Annotated in this window: 17 protein-coding genes; 10 read left to right on the top strand and 7 right to left on the bottom strand. The window is 44.7% G+C overall.

Translation table 11 applies throughout. The features are described 5' to 3' along the window. Window positions 1–34: 34 nt before the first annotated feature. From RP262_RS07980 to pflB, 3 genes are all read right to left on the bottom strand, one after another. Window positions 35–502 carry a threonine/serine exporter family protein gene (locus RP262_RS07980; RefSeq protein ID WP_002903393.1) on the bottom strand — a complete coding sequence of 156 codons (468 nt, stop codon included), beginning with the start codon at window positions 500–502 and terminating at the stop codon, window positions 35–37. Between the two features lie 4 nt (window positions 503–506). Beyond that, a complete protein-coding gene (locus tag RP262_RS07985; RefSeq protein ID WP_002901514.1) occupies window positions 507–1,283 on the bottom strand; it encodes a threonine/serine exporter family protein in 777 nt (258 codons plus the stop codon). 159 nt (window positions 1,284–1,442) lie between these two features. After that, window positions 1,443–3,758 carry a formate C-acetyltransferase gene (gene pflB, locus RP262_RS07990; RefSeq protein ID WP_311154794.1) on the bottom strand — a complete coding sequence of 772 codons (2,316 nt, stop codon included), beginning with the start codon at window positions 3,756–3,758 and terminating at the stop codon, window positions 1,443–1,445. 369 nt (window positions 3,759–4,127) lie between these two features. Here pflB and dinB point away from each other — a divergent pair, with 369 nt between their 5' ends. The 5 genes from dinB to RP262_RS08015 all read left to right on the top strand — a co-directional run bounded on the left by dinB (window position 4,128) and on the right by RP262_RS08015 (window position 8,308). Then, on the top strand, window positions 4,128–5,192 hold the full coding sequence (gene dinB, locus RP262_RS07995; RefSeq protein WP_311154795.1) for a DNA polymerase IV: 1,065 nt from the start codon (window positions 4,128–4,130) through the stop codon (window positions 5,190–5,192). A 212-nt stretch (window positions 5,193–5,404) separates the two neighbouring features. Next, a complete protein-coding gene (locus RP262_RS08000) occupies window positions 5,405–5,731 on the top strand; it encodes a hypothetical protein (protein WP_311154796.1) in 327 nt (108 codons plus the stop codon). Window positions 5,732–6,050: 319 nt separating this feature from the next. After that, window positions 6,051–6,845: a type II CAAX endopeptidase family protein gene (locus tag RP262_RS08005; RefSeq protein WP_311154797.1), complete on the top strand. Its 795-nt coding sequence runs from the start codon at window positions 6,051–6,053 to the stop codon at window positions 6,843–6,845. Further along, window positions 6,835–7,590 carry a CPBP family intramembrane glutamic endopeptidase gene (locus tag RP262_RS08010; protein ID WP_311154798.1) on the top strand — a complete coding sequence of 252 codons (756 nt, stop codon included), beginning with the start codon at window positions 6,835–6,837 and terminating at the stop codon, window positions 7,588–7,590. The genes RP262_RS08005 and RP262_RS08010 overlap by 11 nt, the downstream gene beginning before the upstream one ends. Window positions 7,591–7,666: 76 nt before the next feature. Then, a complete protein-coding gene (locus RP262_RS08015; protein ID WP_311154799.1) occupies window positions 7,667–8,308 on the top strand; it encodes a TetR/AcrR family transcriptional regulator in 642 nt (213 codons plus the stop codon). A 313-nt stretch (window positions 8,309–8,621) separates the two neighbouring features. Here the strand turns inward: RP262_RS08015 and RP262_RS08020 are convergent, their stop codons facing one another. From RP262_RS08020 to rnhC, 4 genes are all read right to left on the bottom strand, one after another. After that, window positions 8,622–9,566, bottom strand: coding sequence for a hypothetical protein (locus tag RP262_RS08020; protein ID WP_311154800.1), 945 nt, complete (start codon window positions 9,564–9,566; stop codon window positions 8,622–8,624). A 93-nt stretch (window positions 9,567–9,659) separates the two neighbouring features. Further along, entirely contained in the window at window positions 9,660–12,023 is a 2,364-nt protein-coding gene (locus RP262_RS08025) for an ATP-dependent RecD-like DNA helicase (RefSeq protein ID WP_311154801.1), read from the bottom strand. Window positions 12,024–12,082: 59 nt separating this feature from the next. Further along, complete coding sequence (lepB, locus tag RP262_RS08030) at window positions 12,083–12,712, bottom strand: signal peptidase I (RefSeq protein WP_125330885.1); 630 nt, start codon at window positions 12,710–12,712, stop codon at window positions 12,083–12,085. Between the two features lie 3 nt (window positions 12,713–12,715). Continuing rightward, window positions 12,716–13,606: a ribonuclease HIII gene (gene rnhC / locus RP262_RS08035; protein ID WP_311154802.1), complete on the bottom strand. Its 891-nt coding sequence runs from the start codon at window positions 13,604–13,606 to the stop codon at window positions 12,716–12,718. Window positions 13,607–13,794: 188 nt separating this feature from the next. Between rnhC and RP262_RS08040 the strand changes: the two genes are divergently transcribed. The 5 genes from RP262_RS08040 to RP262_RS08060 form a co-directional block, all read left to right on the top strand. Next, entirely contained in the window at window positions 13,795–14,085 is a 291-nt protein-coding gene (locus RP262_RS08040; protein ID WP_002896593.1) for a hypothetical protein, read from the top strand. 10 nt (window positions 14,086–14,095) lie between these two features. Further along, window positions 14,096–14,647: a CvpA family protein gene (locus tag RP262_RS08045; RefSeq protein ID WP_311154803.1), complete on the top strand. Its 552-nt coding sequence runs from the start codon at window positions 14,096–14,098 to the stop codon at window positions 14,645–14,647. A gap of 54 nt (window positions 14,648–14,701) precedes the next feature. Further along, complete coding sequence (locus tag RP262_RS08050; protein WP_311154804.1) at window positions 14,702–17,035, top strand: endonuclease MutS2; 2,334 nt, start codon at window positions 14,702–14,704, stop codon at window positions 17,033–17,035. Window positions 17,036–17,045: 10 nt separating this feature from the next. Beyond that, a complete protein-coding gene (locus RP262_RS08055; protein WP_311154805.1) occupies window positions 17,046–17,690 on the top strand; it encodes a GNAT family N-acetyltransferase in 645 nt (214 codons plus the stop codon). Window positions 17,691–17,790: 100 nt separating this feature from the next. Continuing rightward, a partial coding sequence (locus tag RP262_RS08060; RefSeq protein WP_311154806.1) for a C69 family dipeptidase occupies window positions 17,791–19,199 on the top strand: 1,409 nt, incomplete at its 3' end.

The raw sequence follows: 19,199 nt of genomic DNA on the forward strand, positions 1-19,199 counted from the left end.
GATGTATTTTCCAAAATAAAAACAGCAGATGGCTCTACTGTTTGTTTGCTGTGAGTTTGGTTTGGCGCTTTTTTAAATAGTGGTAGAGCTTGAGTACGACGGTGCCGCTGGCCATGCCAATTGAGATGACCAAAGCTAGAATGACTACCAGAGTGGCGTGAATCATGGCCTGGCTATAGTCACCAGTGACAAAGAAGGCAGTCGTCCGATAGGAAATGTAGCCTGGGACCAAGGGGGCTAGAATAGCCAAAATAAAAACAACAGCGGGCGTTTTGTAGATGATGCTGAGAATTTGGCTGACGCAGGAACCAATGATAGCAGCCACAAAGGTTGCTATAATGACATTGGTCGGTCCTTTGAGCAGGAGATAGAGCAGCCAAATAGCCATACCCAGTACTCCACCGGGAATCAGCATACTGCGCTGGACATTTAGAACGATTAAAAAGGTAATGATAGCCAGTAGGCTGGCAACTGCTTGCAGTAAGAATGTCAAGATTGTCATAGGCTTATTTCATAATAAGGAGGGCAACAGAAGTGCCTGCACCGAGAGCAAGAGTGATGAGGAGCGATTCAAAGAGCTTGCTCATCCCAGAGTTGATATGGTTGGTCATGATGTCACGCACAGAGTTGGTCAGAGCAATGCCAGGGACAAAAGGCATGACAGAACCCGCAATAATCAAATCATCTGTGGAGTTAAAACCGGAATAACGCGTCCAGATATGAGCCAGCAGTCCGAAGACAAAGGCACCGGCAAAAGCTGTCACAAAAGGAATGCGGATATATTTGTCCACATACAAAGAGAAGGCAAAGCCAAAGAAGGTAGCAATGGCAGCCCCCAAAGCATCGTAGAAATTTCCGCCAAACATGATGGAGAAGAAGGGAGCACTGAGCGTTGCGGCAGCAATCAGCTGCTTGTTGTTATAGGGCAGCTCCTTGACTTTGAGGCGATTCAGCTCATCAAAAGCCTCTTGAAGGCTAATTTCTCCTGTTACCAACTGACGGGAGACCTGATTGACATCGCAGACCTTCTCGATATTGTAGTTGGTCTTGAGATTACGCTTCATCCGTGAAACATTTGTATTTTCAATCGAAAAGAAAATAGCCACTGGCATTGCTAAGGCATTGCAGTCGATTATCCCTTGCGAATGAGCGATACGAATCATGGTGTCTTCCACCCGATAAGTCTCGGAACCGCTCTGCAGCAGCAGTGTCCCAGCCAGCATGATGACATCTACCGCCAGATTGAAATCTTTGGCTTCTTCCCTGATACCTTTCTCTGTCATTTCCCCAGTCCTTTTCCTAGTATAGCAATAGAACCATTATACCATAAAGCCTCTGAAAAATATCATCAAGTTGGCAGTCATTCGAAGTCTGAAATACAAAAAAGAAGATTGGAAATTTCCAATCTTCTTTCAAATGGTTTGTAAGTCCTTAGTCGTTTATTAGCTCAAAGCATCGTCCATAGAGAGTACTTCGTGGAAGACACGTTGAGTCAATTCAGTCTTTTGCTCTGGAGTCAAGTACTTAGTATTTACACAGTAACCTGAGATACGAACGATAACATCTTCGCCAGACATAATCTTGTCGTAAACATCCTTCAAGTCCATAACGTTCAAGTTAACGTGTTGACCACCGTTTTCGAAGTAGCCATCCAGGATTGTTACCAAGTTGTCTACTTGTTCGTCGTGTGTCTTACCAAGCGCACGAGGTGATACTTGAGTTGTCAGGGAAATACCGTCAGCTGCGTAACTAAAGTCCAAGCTAGCAAGAGAGTTCAAGTTTTGCAACCAGCCACCTTTTGCCTTGTTAGATGGGTTAGCACCTGGTGAGAAGAATTCCAATTTAGACAAGTTCACGCTACCATCTTCGTTGAGGTACACTCCTTTATGGACTGGTGAGTTACCAGTTTGTTTAGAGTAAGCAACGTTAGATGTGATAGTCAAGAGTGATACTGTTGCTTCAGCGTTCTTGTAAAGTTTGTGGCTGCGCAGACGAGTTGTGTAAGCTTCTACCAACCATTCAGCCAGTTCGTTAGAGCGAGGATCATCTTCACCCCAACGTGGGTATTCTCCGATTGTTTCATAGTCGTAGATATAGCCATTTTCGTCGCGGATTGGTTTAACAGTTGCATACTTGATAGCAGACAAGGTATCAACAGTGTTGGCAAATCCACAGATACCGAATCCCATGTTAGCGCGTTGGTAAGTTGGCAAGAAGGCCATTTGAACAGCTTCGTAGTTGTACTTGTCAGTCATGTAGTGGATGATGTTCAAAGCATCTACGTAAGTGTCAGTCAACCAGTCAAGAGATTTTTCAAAGTTCGCTTTAACTGATTCGAATTCAAGAACTTCGTCACGGATAGGCTCGATGTCAAATACCTTGTAGTCTTTATGAACATCGTCGTAACCACCGTTGAGACCTGTCAGAAGGGCTTTCAGCACGTTTACACGAGCACCAAAGTATTGGATGTTGTGGCGTTGTTCTTCATTTTCAGGGTCAAGCGGAGACACACAGCAAGAGATACAGCTCATTTCACCGTAGCCGTCTTTAGCCATAGTTGTTACACCTTCGTATTGGATAGAAGAGTGCTTATGGCTCATGTGCATACAGTAGCGACGGAATGAGTATGGAAGTTTGTCAGTCCAGAGAACGGTCAAGTTTGGCTCTGGAGAGTTACCAATGTTGTCAAGTGTGTTAAGGAAACGGTAGTCCATCTTTGTAACACGGTGACGGCCGTCGTTACCCATACCTGCCATAGAAGTAGTGATGAAGGTTGGGTCACCAGAGTAAAGTTGGTCGTAAGCTTTCGTACGAGCAAACTTCACTGTACGAAGTTTCATAACGAAATCATCAACAAATTCTTGGATTTCTGATTCAGTAAATGTACCACGAGCAAGGTCACGTTCTGCAAAGATATCAAGTACGATTGGCACACGTCCTAGAGATGTTGCAGCACCGTTGATAACACGGCAGACAGCCATGAAGGCGATGTTAGTCCATTGGATAGCTTCTTTAACGTCGAAAGCAGGACGGCGAACGTCAACTCCGTAAAGGTCACCAAGTTTTACAACTTCACCAAGTGCTTGGTATTGCAGGTTGATTTCTTCGCGCAGACGGATTGTTTCTTCGTCAATATCAGTCAAACCATTCCAGTCGCGAACTTTTTCAGCCATGAGGTAGTCAGCTCCATAAAGAGCAAGACGTGCGTAAACACCGATGATACGTCCGCGTGAGTAAGCATCTGGAAGACCAGTTACAGTGTGGGCGTGACGAGCACGGCGGATGTTAGAAGTGTAAGCACGGAAGATACCGTCATTTACTGTAGTAACATATTTAGTAAAGATTTCGTGAACAGCAGGATCTGGTTCGTATCCATTTTCTTTCAAAGTAGTTTCAGCCATGCGGATACCGCCTTTTGGCATGAAGTTCAATTTGAAGAGTTCGTCGTTTTGGATACCGTAAATCAGTTCGTTGTCCTTGTCAATGTAACCAGCGTCAATATCAGCGATAGATGCTGGACGAGTGTCCATTGGGAAACGAGTTTCTTCGTAGTGAGCTTTTGTTTCTTCTACGATTTTCTTGATGTGGAGTGAGCGCTCAGTAGGACCTGCCAAGAAGCTTTCATCTCCATCATAAGGTGTGTAGTTAGCTTGAACGAAGCGAGAAACACTTGCTTTCTCTTTCCAGTCTTCACCTTTGAAGCCTTCCCAAGCTTTGTCAAAAATATCTTGAGCTTCAACAACTGTTTTTACAACCATTTGATTTTCCTCTTTATTCTAGCAACATAAACTGTTACATTTATAAGTAAAGTATATCATATGGTAATCGGTTTCACAAACCATTTTTGGCAGAAAGAAAGACTTTCTTTTATAATACAGAAAGTAAAAAGTCTCAGATGTGTACTATAGATTTGAAAAACATAACTCTTTTCAAATATTTTGGAAAAATGGGTAAAAAAGTTATAATAAAAGTAATTAAAATGTCATACAAAAATTGCTGACGAAGAATCTTACGTTTAAAATACTTTTTACAAGAACGAAAAACTGTTTCAGATTTATTTGAGCAAAAAGGGCTGACTTTGTGAAAGCCTGTAAGCTGAGATTGATGGCAGGAGAAAGGAGGAGGGTATGCTGATTTTTCCACTGATTAACGATACATCTCGGAAGATTATCCACATTGATATGGATGCTTTTTTCGCTTCGGTGGAAGAGCGGGATAATCCTAAGTTAAAGGGGCATCCAGTCATTATCGGCAGCGACCCACGCTTGACAGGCGGTCGTGGTGTCGTCTCCACCTGCAATTATGAGGCCAGAAAGTTCGGAGTTCATTCGGCTATGAGCTCCAAGGAAGCCTATGAGCGTTGTCCCCAGGGGATTTTTATCTCGGGGAATTACGAAAAATATCAGGCGGTCGGATTGCAGATCCGAGAAATTTTCAAACGTTATACGGACTTGATTGAACCCATGAGCATCGACGAGGCTTATCTGGATGTAACGGAAAACAAGCTGGGGATTAAATCCGCAGTCAAAATAGCCAAGCTGATTCAGCATGATATCTGGAATGAACTCCATCTGACAGCTTCGGCAGGCGTTTCTTATAATAAGTTTCTGGCCAAGATTGCCAGTGACTATGAGAAGCCTCATGGTCTGACTGTTATTCTGCCTGAGGAAGCAGAGGCCTTTCTGGCGCCTATGGATATTGCCAAGTTTCATGGAGTTGGTAAGAAGAGCGTTGAAAAACTACATGGCATGGGTATTTATACCGGTGCAGATCTGCTCAAGGTATCAGAAATGACCTTGATTGATAAGTTTGGTCGCTTTGGTTTTGATCTCTATCGTAAAGCGCGTGGCATCAGCAATAGTCCAGTCAAATCCAATCGTATTCGTAAGTCGATCGGGAAGGAGCGGACCTATGCCAAACTGCTCTATAGTGAGGAGGACATCAAGAAAGAGCTGACCCTGCTGGCACAGAAGGTAGAAAATAGCTTGACTAAGCATGACAAGAAAGGGCGAACCATCGTTCTGAAAATCCGCTATGCTGATTTCTCCACCTTGACTAAAAGGAAAAGTTTGAATCTAGCCACTCGAGACAAGGAGCAAATCGAGCGAACTGCGCATGAGATATACGATAGCTTGGAAGAGCAACCACGAGGTATCCGACTGCTAGGACTGACAGTGACGGGGTTTGAATAAAGATAAAGGCTTGGTTCGTTACCGAGCTTTTTTAGATATAGTTTTTAGTATGAGAGAGTTGCTTGTGACGAGCTTCTAAGCTGTCTGATAATTTTCATTGACTAAAAATAATCTTTTTTGAAAAAATAGTGGACAAAGTTTTCTGTATCTGTTATACTGAGTTTATAAAATAAAAAACCGCCTGGTCGGTTTTTAAAAAGAAAGGAGCAGAAATGAAGAAATCTGTAGTAGAAAAAACAAGCGAGCACATCCTCAAGATGAATCAGGAGCTGGATCGGCAGCTGGAAGGTCAGAAAGAGTTTTTGCAGCAGCAGGCAGAAAAACGTAAGGTGTGGCTAGAAAAGATAACACAGGGTGAGAATGGCATACGCTATTCTAAGTGGGGAGTCAAAGCTGGATATGCTGTCCTTGCTGGTGGCTTGCTGACTTCTGTCTTTAGCCCATGGCGAGGACTGGGTATTATAGCAGTAGGCGGTCTGAGCCTTGCCTCCAATCTATGGCATATCCGGCGATTGCAAAATCAGGAAAGGAGCAAGTAGCAGAGAGATGACCTGTCTTAAGCATCAGAGTTAGGACAACTTAGAAACTAAAAGCAGCTGGTAGCAGCTAGACGGTGCTGACGGTTCTTTTAACATCATTTAATTTATCTTTGCTTTTTATTTTAGGCAAGGACTAAAAGACTATGTTTTCTATTTAGCGCAGGTCTTTATTTTTTATAACAAAAACAAACCAAATGGTCGGATTTTAAAAGACTGCGTTTCAAAACAGGCAATCATCTGAACGACTGAGGGTAAAGGATGCTTTTATCCAGTTTTCGAATGATTTTTCACTATTCTACATTTGATAAGGAGTTATCGTATGAACACACAAACACATGTAGGGCCAGAACCCAAGCATATTTGGCCTTTCTTAGCTTGGACCTTTGGTATTAGCTGGGGTGCCTGGCTGATTCTCTATATTTTATCTGTGCTGCAGGTCACCAACAGCGCAGAAACTCTGGGAACTGTCTTTATCTTGATAGGAGGTTTTGGCCCGGCTCTAGGGAGCTTTATCAGCCTTAACATTTCTAAACCGAAGCAAATGCTGTCCTTTATCTTTTCTCATGCTAAGGGCTGGTGGCTGTATATGCTAGTCTTCTGCCTGATTCGGATTTTGACTCTCTTTATTGCCAATCCTGTATTACCGCCGCTCAATGCCATACTCATGTTTCCTCTGGGTTGGACCTTTGTCACCTTTGCTGGGGGCGGGAATGAAGAGTTGGGCTGGCGGGGAGTGCTGCAGCCGGCTCTGGAGAAAAAATTCTCCTTCCCTCTGGCAACTGTCATCACGGCTCTGGTCTGGGTGGCCTGGCATCTGCCTCTCTGGCTGATTCCGGGAACGAGTCAAAGTCAGATTTCTTTGCCCTTCTATCTCTCCTTTGGTATCTTGCTCTGTTTCTGTCAGGCGGTTCTCTACAAGCAGACGGCCTCTGTCTTTGCCTGCATGGTCTTTCACGGCTGTATAAACTTTGCCCAGACAGTCATCGTAGGAGCAGCTATCAAGGGCGGAACGTCCCTAAGCTTTCATGCTGCAAATGCGGTGATGACAATTTTACTGCTAGGCTGGTGGTACTGGAAGGGCAATCGGAAAGGGGCTGAGAAAAATGCAAGCTAGAAGCTATAAAGATTCCTCATCTGTCAAGCAAATTCTATTTTTTCTGCTTTGGACTTTTGGTATCACTTGGTCTGCGTGGATTCTCTCAGCTGTGCTGAAAGGACGAGTGCCGCTGCTTCCTTCGCTTCTCATGATAGTGGGAACATTTGGTCCTGCTATAAGCACCAAGCTTGTCTTAGGTAAGTCTTTGAAAGAAATGCTGGCTTTTATCAAGTTTACTAGGAAAGGAAGCTGGCCTTATCTATTGATTTTTGTGGGGCTCTTCACGATTTCCATTGCCTTTGTGACCAAGCCGCTGCCAGGTTTGAATCTTTTGAATGTCTTGATTCTAGCTCTGGTAACGACTCTCTTGACAGGTGGTAATGAAGAAATTGGCTGGCAGGGTTTCCTGCAGCCGGCCTTAGAAAAGCAACTTCCTTTTCCGCTAGCTACTGGGGCAATGGGATTAATTTGGGCAGTTTGGCATTTGCCTCTCTTCTTTACGCCGGGCAGCAGTCAGGCGGGGACCTCTCTTCTGGTCTTTACAGCCTTTTGCCTGCTCAGCCGTTTCTGGCTGGCAGCCCTTTACAAGACCAGTCAGTCTGTCCTCTATTGTGTCCTCTTTCATGGGCTCATTAATACTATTGGCGAAGGCATTTTTGCTGGTAAGGGTACGGAAAATCCCCTCTTTTTCCTAGGCTATATCTTGATGGCGGCTTACAGTATCTATCTTTGGTATCAAAGGAGTCAGCAAGACAAGCTTTAGTGGCTGTTTTTCTAATTTTGTATTTTCCCGGCTTTTCTGGTAGAATAAAGCTATATCAGAAACAAAGGGGAACAGAATGGCGCAACGAAAAGACAAATCCCAGGCCATGAGAGAAAAAGTTTTAAATACAGCGACCCAGCTCTTTATCCAAAAGGGGTCCGAAAAGACCAGTATGCAGGACATCGCCCAGACGGCAGGCATTTCCAAGGGGGCTATCTACCATCATTTCAAGTCAAAAGATGAGATTGTCCTGGCGGTGATGAGGAGCCGGCAGGAGCTGATGGAAGAAGAGATGAAGCAGTGGCTCAAGGCTACGGAAAATCTGACCGGCAGGGAGCAGCTGCAAACCATCTTCAAGTCCAATCTGGAAAGTCAGACAGCCCGGGCCTTAGACGGCATTGTGGATGAGTACGAGCAGGATGCAGGTTTTATTTTGACCATGATGCGGGACAATCTGCGGATAGGCGCCCCTCTGGTCAGCGATATTATCAAAAAAGGCATGGCAGATGGGTCTATCCAGACTCAGTATCCGGACCAGGCTGCGGAAGTCTTTCTGCTGCTAGTGAACTTCTGGATGAATGAGACAGTTTTTGAAAGCGATCCTGAAAAACTGCCAGAACGCCTCCATTTTCTGCAGTTTATGATGACCTCGGTCGGCATGGATATCTTTAATGATGAGCTCATGCGGCTCTCTTTAGCCAGAAAAAAAAAAGCATAAAAAAGGCAGGGACAGAACTAAAAAATTTAATTCTGTCCCTGCCTTTTTATTTATGTTCCGAATATACTGTGGATATCTTCCTCGGTCAGGCCGATTAGGGGGTCGATTTTCAGAGAAAAGTTTTGAAAAGCAGGCTGAGCGTCTCCGCTTTATCCGCTTTATGCTGGAATCTATTGGCATTGATATTCTTAGTGACGATCTGATGGAACAGACTCTGACATACTTAAAACGAAGCTAAGCGATGATTGGTACACCGAATTTTCTAAATACAATTGTAGAAAGTTAATATAAAGAGGACAGCAAACTGTCCTCTTTATAATTCAATATTTGGAAATTTTTCATGGATTTGATTTTTTAAACGAGTTAAAGCAAGATCTGTTTTAGAAACGTTTTGATGTCTTAGAGGCAGTTTCTCTTCGTTGCCATCAGAAAGGACAACCCGAATCTCATTTTTTCTGATGATTGGAAAGATAGAAATCATGAATGAATTGCTATGATGATAAATTGTTAGCGCGTCATGTATGTCACATGTTTTAAAGCTAGATTTGTAACTGACCAGATGATTCTTGTAAAAGAAGACACGAATATCTGGGTCAACATAACCACCATTGTTTTCAATCTGATCCAGCGTTTCATTCAACTCGGGATAGAGTCTGTAAAAATCATTCAATCTTTTATGGTTTAAGTAATAACGGATGAACCCGATCAAAATGCAGAATATAGCAATATAGGTGAAGAAAGTGAAGGAAGTTGTTCCACCTTTTTGGAATTCTTTGTCATCAGAGAGAGTGATGTAGTATTTCAGTTGTTGGTTATTTTCATCATTAAATAGATGAGAGTTCATGATTTTAGCGTAATCAGGAATATCTGAAGCTGAGTGTACTGAGGCAATCAACCATTTTGGCTCTCCTCCTAAAGTATTCGCTTTTTCTAGTTCATCTACGAAGCGGCTAGTTGAAGAATCATTGCGTAGGCCAATATCGGCTTCCCTACCATTTTTATCTATATAAGTTACTTTGTAGAAATAGGTTGAGTCATGCTCTTCTTTTAACTCAGCAACCGGTCCATCAATATGAGTAATTTGTATTGCTTGGCTGTAGGAGGTATCAGAGATTTTTGCAGAAAGAATTTTTCCTTCTTTTCGCAAGGTTTCCACACTGATATCCTTAATGTTTTTTGATGAACGGGTACCAAATAAAATAAGACAGCATCCTACAAGCACCCATTTTATTAGAGAGGCATATTTATTGTATTTCATTAATATCTCCTTTGAAGAAAGTTAATTGTTGTTTTGTCTGGTCGTATAGCCACATTTTAGCATTATACACAGAGCAAAGAAGGGAGTCAAGGATTACTTAAAAATTCCCTTTATATCTTCTTCTCTTATTCCAATCATAGGGTCAATTTTCTGGAAGTTTTCCTCAGTCAGGACATAGTTTTCCACAGGTGTTTTCATTTTATCCACAGGATTGTGGATATTGCTTTCGGCTTGCGGTAGGTCTCCAAAGCGCTCGATGAGATAGGTTTTACGGGCGGTTCCAGTATTTTTTGCAGCATAGTCAAAGGCTGCTTTTTCCCCAAGTAAGATCAACTTGCTCTTGGCACGGGTGATAGCGGTGTAGATGAGGTTGCGCTGCAGCATTCGGTGACTGCTCTTGGTGATGGGCAAGATAACCACGGGAAATTCACTGCCCTGAGACTTGTGGATGCTCATGGCGTAGGCCAGGCGAATCTTATACCACTCGCTACGCTGATAAACAAGTTCATTGCCATCAAAGTCAATGGTCAGCTCGTCCTGCTTGGAGTCGGTGTACTTAGCAGGCAGCAGATCGCTGATATAGCCTAAGTCACCGTTGAAGACATTGCTTTCGGCATCATTGACCAAGTGGATAACCCTATCTCCTTGGCGATACTGACAGTCGGGAGCTTCAAAGGTCAGTTCCTCTTTCTCGACAGGATTGATGAGATTTTGCATAAGATTGTTAATCTGGTCAATGCCGGCTGGCCCCCGATACATAGGTGCCAATACCTGAACATCTTGAGCAGGGATACCGCTGCGAATGGCAGCGCTAGCGATTTTCTCAATCATAGGCGGGATATGTTCATTTCTAGCTTCAAAATATGAGCGATCCGCTTTTTTCTCTGTAAAGTCTGCTGGTAAAATGCCTTTCTGAATCTGGCTGGCCAGTGTGACGATTGTAGACTCTTCGCTCTGCCGATAGATGGTTTCCAGCTTGGTCTGTGGGATAGTCGGTATCTGCAGCAAGTCTGCCAGAACCTGACCTGGACTGACAGACGGAAGTTGATCCGCATCTCCGACAATCAAGAGCTTGGTTTGAGAGGAGATATTGCTGAGCAGCTGATTAGCCAGCCAAGTATCGACCATGGAAAATTCATCCACAATGATAAAATCAGCATCCAGATAATCATCCAAATGACTGGTATCATCATCTCCAGTCATCCCCAAGTGGCGGTGGATAGTGGCGCTAGGCAGACCAGTCAATTCGTTCATGCGCCGAGCAGCACGACCAGTGGGAGCCGCTAGCAGAATCGGCAGATCATTGACCTTTCGCAGATCCAAACCGCGAAGCTGGGCGTAGACTGCGATGATACAGTTGATAACGGTAGTTTTTCCAGTACCCGGTCCGCCGGTTAGGATAAAGACCTTCTGATTGATAGCCTGACGGATAGCTTCTTTCTGGATACTGTCATAGGAGATACCGGAGTTCTCCTCCACTTGCTGGATAGCCGCAGTAATGTTATCTGCGTCAAAGCAGTCTTGCTCTCCTTTTTCCAACAGACGAACCAGATTACTTTTTATTCCTTCTTCAGCAAAAAATAGGCTGTTTTCAAAGATCTTGGTCTCTACATTCTGGACCTTATCTTCCTCAATTAGATGAGCCAGCTCATCAGCGACTAGACTAGGGTCCAGCTCCACTTGGCGTGAGCTTTCTAAGAGTTCGATGGTATGCTCTAGTAAATCACGAGCTTCGACATAGGTATCTCCCCGCTCCATAGACTGGGTCAGCAAGGTGTGGACAAGACCAGCCCGAAAACGCTCAGGGGCATCACTTTGGATCCCCAGCTCTTCTGCCAGATGGTCAGCGATTTTAAAGCCGATCCCCTGAATATCCTCTACCAGCTGATAGGGATATTTTTCGACAATATCCAGCGTTTCTTCCTTGTAGGTATCCTGGATTTGAAAAGCCAGCTTATTGGGAATGCCGTAGGCTGACAGTTTGGCTAGTACCATCTCAGTTCCGTAGTTGAGTCTGAGCTTGGCGACAAAGGCCTCGCGGTTCTTAGCTGCTAAGCCGTTTATCTGAGTCAGCTTTTCCGGCTCCGCTAAAATCTTGTCAATGGTGTCCTCGGTATCTTCTCCGTAGAGTTGGACGATTTTTTGAGCAGTCTTGACCCCGATGCCCTTGAAATGGTCACTGGAGAAGTATTTTACTAGGCCTTTGCTGCTGGGTTTTGCTCGCTCATAGCGGGAAATTTTCAGCTGTTGGCCATATTTGGGGTGTTGGACAAGACTGCCCCAGAAGGTGTAGTCTTCGCCTTCCATGACATCTGCCATGGAGCCGGTGACAATGATTTCAAAATCTTCAAAATCTTCGGCATCTGTATCCTCAATATCTAAGAGCAGGATGCGGAAAAAGTTGCTGGGATTTTCAAAAATAATCCGTTCAATCGTTCCTGAAAAGTAAAATTCCATAGTTTATAGGTTCTTCTTTTAAAACGAACCCAGCTGACGTTCAACTGAGTTCGGTATGCTTAATAGGTCTTAAAAGGCAGCAGTGGCCAGAAGCGGAACTTGGCTTCTCCCTGGATTTGTTCTTTTTGGAAGGTACCGACTTGGCGACTATCCTTGGAAACAATCCGATCGTCACCTAGAAGCAGGTATTCATCATCCAGAAGCTTGACGGTGAAGACAGGGCTGCCTTCACTATCAACAGTGAAGGCTTGAGCCTGAGCAGCGAGTTTTCTGAAAAACTCACCATTGTCATCATAATCGTCCCCAGTATAAGTGGATTGGAGCTTGTCTTCTTTAAATTTCTTGATGTAGTCCGTCAGGTAAGGTTCATCTGTCTTTTTGCCGTTGATGTAAAGGGTATCATTTTCATACTGAATAGTGTCGCCCGGCATACCGATGACCCGTTTGACAATCTCCTTGGTCGTTCCGTCATTATCTGTCTCAGTGGCGACAACGATATCAAAGCGGTCAATAGACTGATGTTTGAGGACCAGCAGGTATTCCCCATTGGCCAGAGTAGGGTCCATAGAGTGGCCGTCTACCTTGACAGGCGACCAGAGAAAGAGCCTTGACAGGATAATGACAGATATAAAGAAGATAAAGAGTCCCCATTCTTTGAGAATGACAACAGCAGTATTTGATTTTTTCATAGGTTACCTTTCTAGAAGTTTTTGAGCTTTTTCAGTATTTTTAAAGTGGAGTTTGGCAGTATGCTGCAGACCGGCCATTCCGTAGGCTTGGAGAATCTGGCTGGCAACATGATCGCTCTTGCTTCCGGCTCCGCTAGGCAGGGTATAGCCTAACTCTTGACTAAGATTTTCTAGATTTTCCAGAAAGAGGTCACGAGCTATAATAGAGCTGACCGCAACAGCTAGGAACTTTCCTTCGGCCTTTTCAATCAGACTTACCGGATTTGGAAAATGGTTTTTTTCCTGCTTTAGGTATTTATTGTAGTTTTGCTGGCTGGTAAAGGCATCGATGACAATTTTTTCGGGATTGATGCCTTTTTGCAGCAGTAGGTAGATAGCTTGATTGTGCAGAGCTACCTTGACAGAGACGGCATTGTAGCCAGAAGCGATGACTTCGTTGTACTTCTCTGGCGATAGGAGCAGAGCTTGATGAGCAATCTTTTCTTTCAAGACAGGTGCCAGTTGGCGAATCTTGCTATCGTTCAAGGTTTTAGAATCACCGACACCCAGTTTTCTCAGAAAGTCATGCTGGTCTGGAGTGACGAAAGAAGCTACGACGGCTAGACCTCCAAAGTAGGAGCCGTTTCCGACCTCATCTGTCCCAATGAGGGCGAAATTCTGAGAAGCAGGACTAGAACTGGTCTTGGTCACTTGATGGCCAAAAAAGCCAGCGTAGTGAGCAGCTTTTGCCCCTTGAAAGAGAACTTTTCCGGAGCTAAAGACACTGACCGTCGCCTGATCCAGCCGGAAGAAATATTGAATATGCGGGTTCTTGCTGGGAGCCAGCTGGCTCTGATATTTCTCAACAAAAGCCTGAATTTCTTGCTGTTTGGGACTGAGGGTGATACTTTCCATACCCCCTATTGTACCATAAAAAGGAAAAGTCGAAAGTCATAAGATTGAAAATCCTACAAAAATTTTGTAGGAGCGCACCGCTGTTTACAATGTCAAAAAAGATGAAAAAGAAAGTCCTTGTCTAGTTCCAAGTGTTTTAATAACTGACAAAGGGCTTCTTTTTTGATATAATACAATGAGGTGATTTTATGGCAAATTTGAATCGATATAAATTTACATTTGGAAACAAGACCTTAACTCTAACAACAGAACACGATAATCTCTTTATGGAAGAAGTAGAACGGGTAGCAAAGGAAAAATACAAGGCTATCAAAGAGCAGATGCCTGCGGCAGATGATGAAGTCCTGGCGATTTTGCTGGCGGTCAATAGCCTATCTACCCAGCTCAGCCGCGAGATTGAGTTTGATGACAAAGAAAAAGAACTAGAAGATTTTCGTCACAAAATGCTCAGTGATTTAAGAGAAAAGTCGGGTAAATAGAGGAGCAATAATGTTTTCTATTATTATTTTACTAATATTGGCCTGGAGCTTTTATATTGGCTACTCGCGTGGCATTGTTCTGCAGGGCTATTATGCCTCTGCGACCATGGTTTCTATGCTGGTGGCTGGAGCTTTTTATAAGAGCTTGGCTAAGTTTATCAGCCTTTGGGTGCCTTATGCCAGCGCAACTCAGGGCTCTTCGACCTACTTTTTCCCTAGCTCCCAGCTTTTTCAGTTGGATCAGGTTTTTTATGCTGGTTTGGCCTATCTCATTATTTTTACGGCTGTCTATATCCTTGGGCGCTTTTTCGGGATTTTTGCGAATCTGATTCCCTATCCCAATAAGCTGGATACCAAATGGTACAATGTGACCAGCGGAGTCATTGCTGTTTGCATCTCTATTTTTGTTTTGGGAATGTGCCTGACTATTTTAGCGACGGTGCCGATGGAGATGGTTCAGGAGCGGCTCAACAGCAGCTTCATGATTCGCTTTATTGTCAAGTATACCCCTATCACATCCAATATCCTCAAAGATCTCTGGGTGAATCAAGTTATCGGATAAAAGACGACTCAGTTGGCCTGCTAGCTGAGTTCTTTTTTACTAGAAAAGAAAATTATGAACACAAAAATTTTAGAAACCTTAGAATTTAGCAAGATTAAAGAACTGTTTGCTCCCTATCTTCTGACCGAGCAGGGGCAGTTGGAGCTGGGCCTGCTTTTGCCGACTAGCAAGATGGAGACGGTGGCCTCAGCTTTTCTGGAAATGACAGATATGCAGCAGATTTTTGTGCAGCATCCGCACTTTAGTCTGGCTGCGACTCAGGATATTACTGCCTTGACCAAGCGCTTGGAGCTGGAAAGCGACTTGAATATTGAGGAGTTTTTGGCTCTCAAGCGCGTCTTGGCTGTGACTCAGGAGCTCAAGTCCTTTTATGAGGACTTGGAAAATGTGCACTTGGAAAAGCTGGACCGTCTGTTTGAGAACCTAGCTGTGTTCCCTAAGCTGCAAGGAAGTCTGCAGGCTGTTAATGATGGCGGCTTTATCGAAAGCTTTGCCAGCGAAAGTTTGAGCCGTATCCGCCGAAAAATTCAAGAAAATGAAAACCAGGTGCGGGAAATTCTGCAAGAGATTCTCAAAAACAAGGGAGAGATGCTGGCGGATCAGGTAGTGGCCAGCCGGAATGGTCGCAATGTGCTGCCTGTGAAAAATACCTACCGCAACCGCATTTCTGGTGTGGTTCACGATATTTCAGCCAGCGGCAATACCGTCTATATCGAGCCTAGAGCAGTTGTCAATCTCAACGAAGAAATTGCCAGCAGTCGGGCGGACGAGCGTTATGAAATTCAGCGGATTTTGCAGGAATTATCGGATCTCTTCCGTCCCCATGCAGCTGAAATTGCCAACAATGCTTGGATTATTGGACATCTGGATCTGGTGCGTGCCAAGGTCCGCTTCATGCAAGAGACGGGAGCGGTGGTGCCAGACCTGTCGGAAGAGCAGGATATCCAACTGCTTAGTGTCCGTCATCCCCTGATTGAAAATGCAGTGGCCAATGACCTACATTTCGGGCCTGATTTGACAGAGATTGTTATTACCGGGCCTAATACCGGTGGTAAGACCATCATGCTGAAGACCTTGGGGCTGGCTCAGATCATGGCCCAGTCAGGTCTGCCGATTCTGGCGGACAAGGGCAGCCGCGTCGGGATTTTCAGTCAGATTTTTGCAGACATTGGTGATGAGCAGTCCATTGAGCAGAGCCTGTCTACCTTCTCTAGTCACATGACCAATATCGTCTCTATTTTGGAGCAGGTGGATAGCGATAGCTTGGTCCTGCTGGATGAGCTAGGAGCTGGGACTGATCCGCAGGAGGGTGCAGCTCTGGCTATTGCTATCTTGGAAGACTTGCGGTTGAGGCAGATTAAAACCATGGCGACGACTCATTATCCTGAGCTCAAAGCCTATGGGATTGAGACGGACTGGGTGGAAAATGCCAGCATGGAATTTGATACTGACAGTTTGCGGCCGACCTATCGCTTTATGCAGGGAGTGCCTGGCCGATCCAATGCCTTTGAAATCGCTCGACGTTTGGGCTTGGCGGAAGTTATCGTTGGCCATGCCCAAGAGCAGACCAACACAGACAGCGATGTCAATCGGATTATTGAGCGCTTAGAAGAGCAGACGCTGGAAAGCCGCAAGCGCTTGGATAATATCCGCGAGGTGGAGCAGGAAAATCTCAAATTTAACCGAGCCCTCAAAAAACTTTACAATGAGTTTAACCGAGAAAAAGAAACCGAGCTTAATAAGGCGCGGTTGGAAGCTCAGGAAATCGTTGATTTGGCTTTGTCAGAGAGTGAGAGCATTCTCAAAAATCTCCATGATAAGTCCAGTCTCAAACCGCATGAGATTATTGAAGCCAAGGCTCAACTCAAAAAGTTGGCACCAGAAACGGTTGATTTATCAAAGAATAAGGTGCTCAAGCAGGCCAAGAAAAATCGGGCGCCCAAGGTGGGAGATGATATCCTAGTCACCAGCTATGGTCAGAGGGGAACCTTGGTCAAGCAACTCAAGGACGGTCGTTGGGAAGCTCAGGTCGGTCTCATCAAGATGACACTAGAAGAGCAGGAATTTAATCTTCTCAAGGCTGAAAAGGAGCAGCAACCTAAGCGCAAGCAGGTCAATGTGGTCAAGCGGGCCAATACTGCTGGACCGAAAGCCAGACTGGATCTGCGGGGCAAACGCTATGAAGAGGCTATGGAAGAGCTGGATGCCTTTATCGATCAGGCCCTCCTCAATAACATGGCCCAGGTGGATATTATCCACGGTATCGGGACCGGCGTCATCCGCGAAGGGGTGACAAAATACCTCCGCCGCAATAAGCATGTCAAGTCCTTCGGCTATGCTCCGCAAAATGCCGGTGGGAGCGGTGCGACGATTGTAATCTTTAACTAAGAGGCCAGAAATGAAAATACAAACCTATGACTCGACTTATGAGAAAAGTTGGGTTTATACAAAAGCTTTGAGTTATCTCTTTTCGCCTTTCTTTGATGATATGAGCCGCAGCAAGGATAAGTTTACTGAAGAGCCTTACCAAGATTCAGTTGAGCTCATAGCAGTGGAAGATGATCAGGTTGTGGGGCTTCTAGATATTGGGATTTACACCGAAGAAGCAAGCCATTCTTATCCATATTATCCAGGAGAAAAGATAGCTTACTTCGCTAATCTAGCTGTCCATCCTGATTTTCAGAATCAAGGGATAGCCAGCCAACTCTTTCAAGCTGCTTGGGAGCAGCTGCATGAAAAGAAAGTTGAGGCCTTGATCATCTTTACCAGAGACGGAGAACAAGCAAATCACCTCTATCAGAAGTGGGGCGGCAAGCTGATTTGTCAAGACTATTTAGTTGTCGGACGCCCCAAAGATCAAACATCGTTTTCTTTCAGCGTTGATAGGAAGCAGCAGACAATCTGTCTGACAGATAAGTCGGGAAACTCCTTAGGTTATTATCAAAGAGAAGGGCATTATATTGTATCAAGGAAAGAAGATTTGGAGCATTTTGAGATTGATGAACTTTACAAAGAACATACCTATGTCTTGAAAATCAAATAAGGCATTGGAAGTTTCAGCGAAGAGATAACAGCAGGTTCTTTTATGAGTGCCTGCTTTTTGCTATAATGTAAGTAGCATAAAGAGTACCGGAGGGAAAATAATGAAATTTAATCATTTATCAGATTCCTGCACGACTATTTTGGTGGGCAAGAAGGCCAGTTACGACGGTTCAACCATTGTGGCTCGTACGGAGGATTCACAAAATGGGGTTTTTACGCCCAAGAAATTTGTCGTAGTGGAGCCACAAGACCAGCCCCGCCATTATCAGTCTGTTTTGACGTCTTTTGAGATGGATTTGCCGGACAATCCAGTCCGCTATACGGCAGTGCCAGATGCAGTTCCCAAAGATGGGATTTGGGGAGCTGCTGGGATTAACAGCTACAATGTTGCTGTCAGCGCAACGGAAACGATTACAACTAATAGCCGCGTGCTGGGGGCTGACCCTCTAGTAGAATCAGGTATCAGCGAGGAAGATATCCTTACGCTGGTTCTTCCCTATATCAAAACAGCTCGAGAAGGGGTTCTACGCTTAGGGAAAATCTTAGAGGAATACGGTACTTATGAATCCAATGGGATTGCTATCTCAGATGTCAATGAAATCTGGTGGCTGGAAACCATTGGCGGCCACCATTGGATGGCGCGGCGCGTGCCAGATGATGTCTATGTGACCAATCCCAATCAGCTGGGCAGTGATTATTTTGAATTTGACAATCCGGAGCATTTCCTCTGTCATCCGAATCTCAAAAACTTGATCAAGGAAAACTATCTCAATCTGAATTACTCGGACGAGGGCTTCAATCCACGCTATGCTTTTGGCAGCCAGAAGGATAAGGACCGTCATTACAATACACCGCGTGCTTGGGACATCCAGCGTTTTCTCAATCCAGAAGTGGAGCAAGATCCAAGGAGTTTCTTCATTCCTTGGTGCCGCAAGCCATATCGCAAGATTACTATAGAGGATGTCAAGTATGTCCTGAGCAGTCACTATCAGGATTCGCCTTATGATCCTTATGGAGCAGAGGGAGATTACCACAGCAGACGGGCCTTTCGGACTATTGGGATCAATCGGACCAGTCAGACAGCAATCTTACAACTTCGTCGTAATCAACCGCAGGAAACGACTGGGATCCAGTGGCTATCCTACGGCTCCATGCCTTACAATACAGCCGTTCCTTTCTTTACTCAAGTCTCAACAACGCCAGACTACTTTGCCAACACGACGGACAAGGTTTCGACGGATTCTTTCTACTGGACCAATCGACTGATTGCTGGGCTTGCTGATGCTCATTTTAGCAGTCATGTAGGGGACTTGGATGATTATCAGGAAAAGACCATGGCCTGGGGTCACGAAATGATTGGTCGGGTAGACCAGGCCCTGGCTAAGGGCGAGGATGTGGACTTTGAAGCTGAAAATCAAGCTATGAGCGACAAGGTGCAAGAAGCGACAGACCAGCTCTTGGAGAAGGTCCTCTTGGATGCCAGCAATCTCATGACCAACCATTTCTCACT

It is taken from the genome of uncultured Streptococcus sp., from assembly GCF_963456385.1.
Taxonomy (GTDB): domain Bacteria; phylum Bacillota; class Bacilli; order Lactobacillales; family Streptococcaceae; genus Streptococcus.